A 3,744-nucleotide genomic window follows, 5' to 3' on the forward strand; every position below is an offset into this window, starting at 1 on the left:
GGGCGGGACGGCGCCGCGGCACCGTCGTACGCGCGCAACCCGGCGTCCGAACGGGCACTGAACCCCGAGCGGTTGACACGGGTCCAGGCGGCGGCCTGGGAGACGTCGGCGCGCACGGACTTCTCGGTCTGGCCGGTGCGCGGTGAACTCGCCGACGACGAGGACCTGCTGCGGCGGGCGCTCGCGGTGTGGGCCCGGCCCGGCAGCCAGGTCAACGTGACGGTGACGCCGGGCACGCAGCCCGGTCCGGCGGCCGGCCCGCCGCAGTTGCTGTTCGCGGGTGAGGTGGACGGCGCGTCGGTGGTGCTGCTGTACGACGGCCTGCGGGTGGTGCGTTACGCGGAGCCGAGCGGCGGTGAGAAGGGCCTGGTGGGGTTGGACTTCGCCCGCACCGACGGCGCCGACCTGACCGCGTCGAGCGCGGTCCTGCTGACCCGCAGCGACGGCAACGCCCGCTACCTGCTGGCGCCCTGGGTGGCGGAGGCGGTGGTCAGCGACCTGCGGGACCCGGCGGACCGGGGACAGCCGGTGGAGTGGGAGGACGACGGTGTCACCCAACCGCTGATCTCCCCGCCGCTGGCCGGCGGGCAGCAGGGCTGCGAGTCCTGGCCGGGGCTGCGCCTCACCGCGGAGGGCCGGGACGATTCGTTCCTGCTCACCGACCTCGGCGAGTTGATGCCGGTGCGGTTGACCCAGGGCAACCCGTCGACGACGCCCGGCGACCCGCAGGGAGCGGCGGGCCGGGGCGCGCTGGCCCGTACCGTCTGCCACCTGCCGACGCTGACCGGCAACGGGGTCCGCGCGGTGAACACGTGGGCGTTCGCCGCGCAGCGGCTGCCGGACAGCGGCGGCCGGGCGCTGTGGCTGTGCACCCGCGCGGAGACCTGGCGGGGTGACGGCAGCCGGGCACTGACCCAGTTCCAGCCGCCCACGACGGACCCGGGCGCGCCGAGCGCGGTGGTGGGCAAGGTGCAGGACGACCCGTCGTGCGGTTCCCGCTCGGCGAAGGCCCTCACCGGCGTGCTGTGGAAGTCGGGTGCGGACAACTGGTACCTGCTGGCCGCCGGCAGCCGCCAGGTGGCGTCGATCTCGGCGACCGGTGAGGTGCGGGGTGAGGTGACCGGCCGGGTGATGGCGGTGGAGGCCGAGGAGGGCGCCAAGGCGGAGCTGACGGCGACGCTGCGGGACGGCGGCAAGCTCAAGCCGCTGGGCTGACCCGGCGCCCCGGGGGTGGCCGGTGCCATGGCGCCGGCCACCCCGGAGAGCTGGGGCACGGGTCGCGGAGCGGGCCGCAACTCCCCATGCCGGTCTGGTCGTTAGGCTGGGGCCCATGACGACCGGAGTACGGCGCAGAATGGGTGTGCAGGAGCGGCGGCAGCAGCTGATAGCGGTCGCGCTGGAGCTGTTCAGCAGCCGCTCCCCGGACGAGGTGTCCATCGACGACATCGCGGGCGCTGCCGGGATCTCCCGTCCGCTGGTCTACCACTACTTCCCCGGCAAGCACAGCCTGTACGAGGCGGCGGTGCGGGTGGCGGCGGACGAGCTGGCCAGCCGCTTCGCGGAGCCGCACGAGGGGCCGCTGGGTGCCCGGTTGCTGCGCGTGATGCGCCGGTACTTCGACTTCGTCTCCGAGCACGGCCCCGGCTTCGCGGCGCTGCTGCACGGCGGTACCACGGCCGGTTCCGCGCGGGCCACCGCGATGATCGACGACGTGCGGCGGCAGGCGTACGAGCAGCTCCTCGACCATCTTCAGCTCACCGATCCGGGACCGCGCCTGGCGCTGGTGATCCGCTCCTGGGTGGGGCTGGCCGAGACGACGGCGCTGACCTGGCTGGACGGCCGCAGCATTCCGCGCGAGGAACTCGAACTCCAGCTGGTGCACGACTTCATGGCGCTCAGCGCCGTCACGGCGACGACCGACGAGGAGACCGCCGATCTGGTCAGGCGAGTCCTCGCCCAGGAGCCGGCGGACGGTCCTTTCGGTGAACTCATGTCCCAACTGGTGGAGTTGGTACCGCGCTAGTTCACCGAACTTTCGCTGCCACACCCCTTCTGCGGCTGCCACCGATGCGGGACGGTGACCTCCGCAGCCAACAACTGGGGAGTAACTTATGCAGCGTCGCAGCCTCTTCCGGGCCGCCCTCGCCGGCACCGGGGCCGTCGCCTTCTCGGGCGCCCTGTGGCAGTCCGCCGCCTCCGTCGCGCTCGCGGCCCAGCCCGGCGCGGGCCCTTACGGCCCGCTGCTGGCGCCCGACGCCAACGGCGTCGCCCTGCCGCAGGGCTTCACCAGCCGTGTCGTGGCGCGGTCGACCCGCCCGGTGGGCGGCATCCTCTGGCACGGTGCGCCCGACGGCGGTGCCTGCTTCGCGGACGGCGACGGCTGGATCTACGTGTCCAACTGCGAACTGCCGCTCATCGGCGGCGCGTCCGCGATCCGCTTCCGGGCCGACGGCTCCGTCGACCGGGCCTACCGCATCCTCAGCGGGACCACGCTGAACTGCGCCGGTGGCGCGACACCGTGGCAGACCTGGCTGTCCTGCGAGGAGACGTTCCGCGGCCGGGTCTTCGAGACCGACCCGTTCGGCAGACGCTCGGCCGTGGCGCACCCGGCGATGGGACGGTTCAAGCACGAGGCGGCGGCCTGCGACCCGGACCGGCGCGTCATCTACCTCACCGAGGACGAGTCGGACGGCTGCTTCTACCGCTACACCCCCGACACCTGGGGCGAGCTGGCGCGCGGCCGGCTCGACGTGCTGTGCGAGACGGCCGGCGGCGGCGTGGAGTGGCAGCGCGTGCCGGACCCGTCGGGGCCGCTGTTCGGCAGGCAGACCCGGCACCAGGTGTCCGCCGCCCGGCACTTCGACGGGGGCGAGGGCTGCCACTACCAGGACGGCGTCGCGTACTTCACCACCAAGGGCGACAACCGCGTGTGGGCGTACCACGCGGGACGGCAGGAGCTGTCGGTCAGCTATGACGGCACGGGGTCGCTGGACGGCGTGGACAACGTCACCGGCACCGCGGGCGGTGACCTGTACGTGGCCGAGGACGGCGGCAACATGGAGATCAACATCGTCACGCCGGACGGTGTGGTCGCGCCGGTGATCCGGATCGACGGCCACGAGAAGTCCGAGGTGACCGGCCCGGCCTTCTCCCCCGACGGCTCCCGGTTGTACTTCTCCTCGCAGCGGGGACGGCTCGGCGACCCGGCCGGCCTGGACGGCGTCACCTTCGAGGTGCGGGGCCCGTTCCGCCGCTGAGCCGTCAGGTGAGCGCCCCGCCCCGCGACGAGCGCCCGGCCGCGGGGCGGAAACGGGTGACGTGTGCGGTAGGCGTCAGCCTCGGCGCCCGGTCGCGGGGCGGAGGCGGGTGAACGGTGCGGTCGGCGTCAGCCTCGGCGCACCTCGGCCAGGAAGCAGCCGAACTCCACCGCCCGCACGTGCACCAGCTGGACGGCCGGGTCGGCGAGGATGCCGCGCAGCAAACCCTCCACCTCCCCGACCCGGCTCGCGGGCAGCTCCACGAGCGTGCCGCCGAGAATGCGGCCCTCGGCGCTGTAGGCCCGCAGCACCCGGCGCGGTCCGTGCAGCGTCGCGGGATAGCCCGCCGCCGCGGAGTGGCCCGCACATCGGTCGGCGTGCAGAAAGACCGGGCCGCACTCGTCATACGGGCCGGGGACCGCCCCGGTCTCGGCCGCCCAACGCCGCAGGGGGGCGTAGGAGACCAGCACGATGCGCTCGCCTGCCG

At 74.0% G+C, this 3,744-nt stretch carries 3 protein-coding genes and 1 pseudogene; 3 read left to right on the top strand and 1 reads right to left on the bottom strand.

Features of this window, described 5'->3' with window-relative positions; genetic code table 11:
- The 3 genes and pseudogenes from ACYVE9_RS18835 to ACYVE9_RS18845 form a co-directional block, all read left to right on the top strand.
- A pseudogene (locus ACYVE9_RS18835) lies at positions 1-1,215 on the top strand (hypothetical protein); the annotation flags it as partial.
- Positions 1,216-1,330: 115 nt separating this feature from the next.
- A complete protein-coding gene (locus ACYVE9_RS18840; protein ID WP_461029055.1) occupies positions 1,331-2,023 on the top strand; it encodes a TetR/AcrR family transcriptional regulator in 693 nt (230 codons plus the stop codon).
- Positions 2,024-2,111: 88 nt separating this feature from the next.
- A complete protein-coding gene (locus ACYVE9_RS18845) occupies positions 2,112-3,257 on the top strand; it encodes an alkaline phosphatase PhoX (protein ID WP_461029056.1) in 1,146 nt (381 codons plus the stop codon).
- Between the two features lie 128 nt (positions 3,258-3,385).
- Here the strand turns inward: ACYVE9_RS18845 and ACYVE9_RS18850 are convergent.
- On the bottom strand, positions 3,386-3,744 hold a 359-nt coding region (locus tag ACYVE9_RS18850; RefSeq protein ID WP_461029057.1), incomplete at its 5' end, for a DUF1203 domain-containing protein.

This window comes from Streptomyces sparsus (assembly GCF_054776295.1).

Excerpts from the sequence above, each read along its gene's own strand:
- ACYVE9_RS18845 (WP_461029056.1), top strand. The coding sequence starts at position 2,112 with ATGCAGCGTCGCAGCCTCTTCCGGGCCGCCCTCGCCGGCACCGGGGCC.
- ACYVE9_RS18840 (WP_461029055.1), top strand. The coding sequence starts at position 1,331 with ATGACGACCGGAGTACGGCGCAGAATGGGTGTGCAGGAGCGGCGGCAG.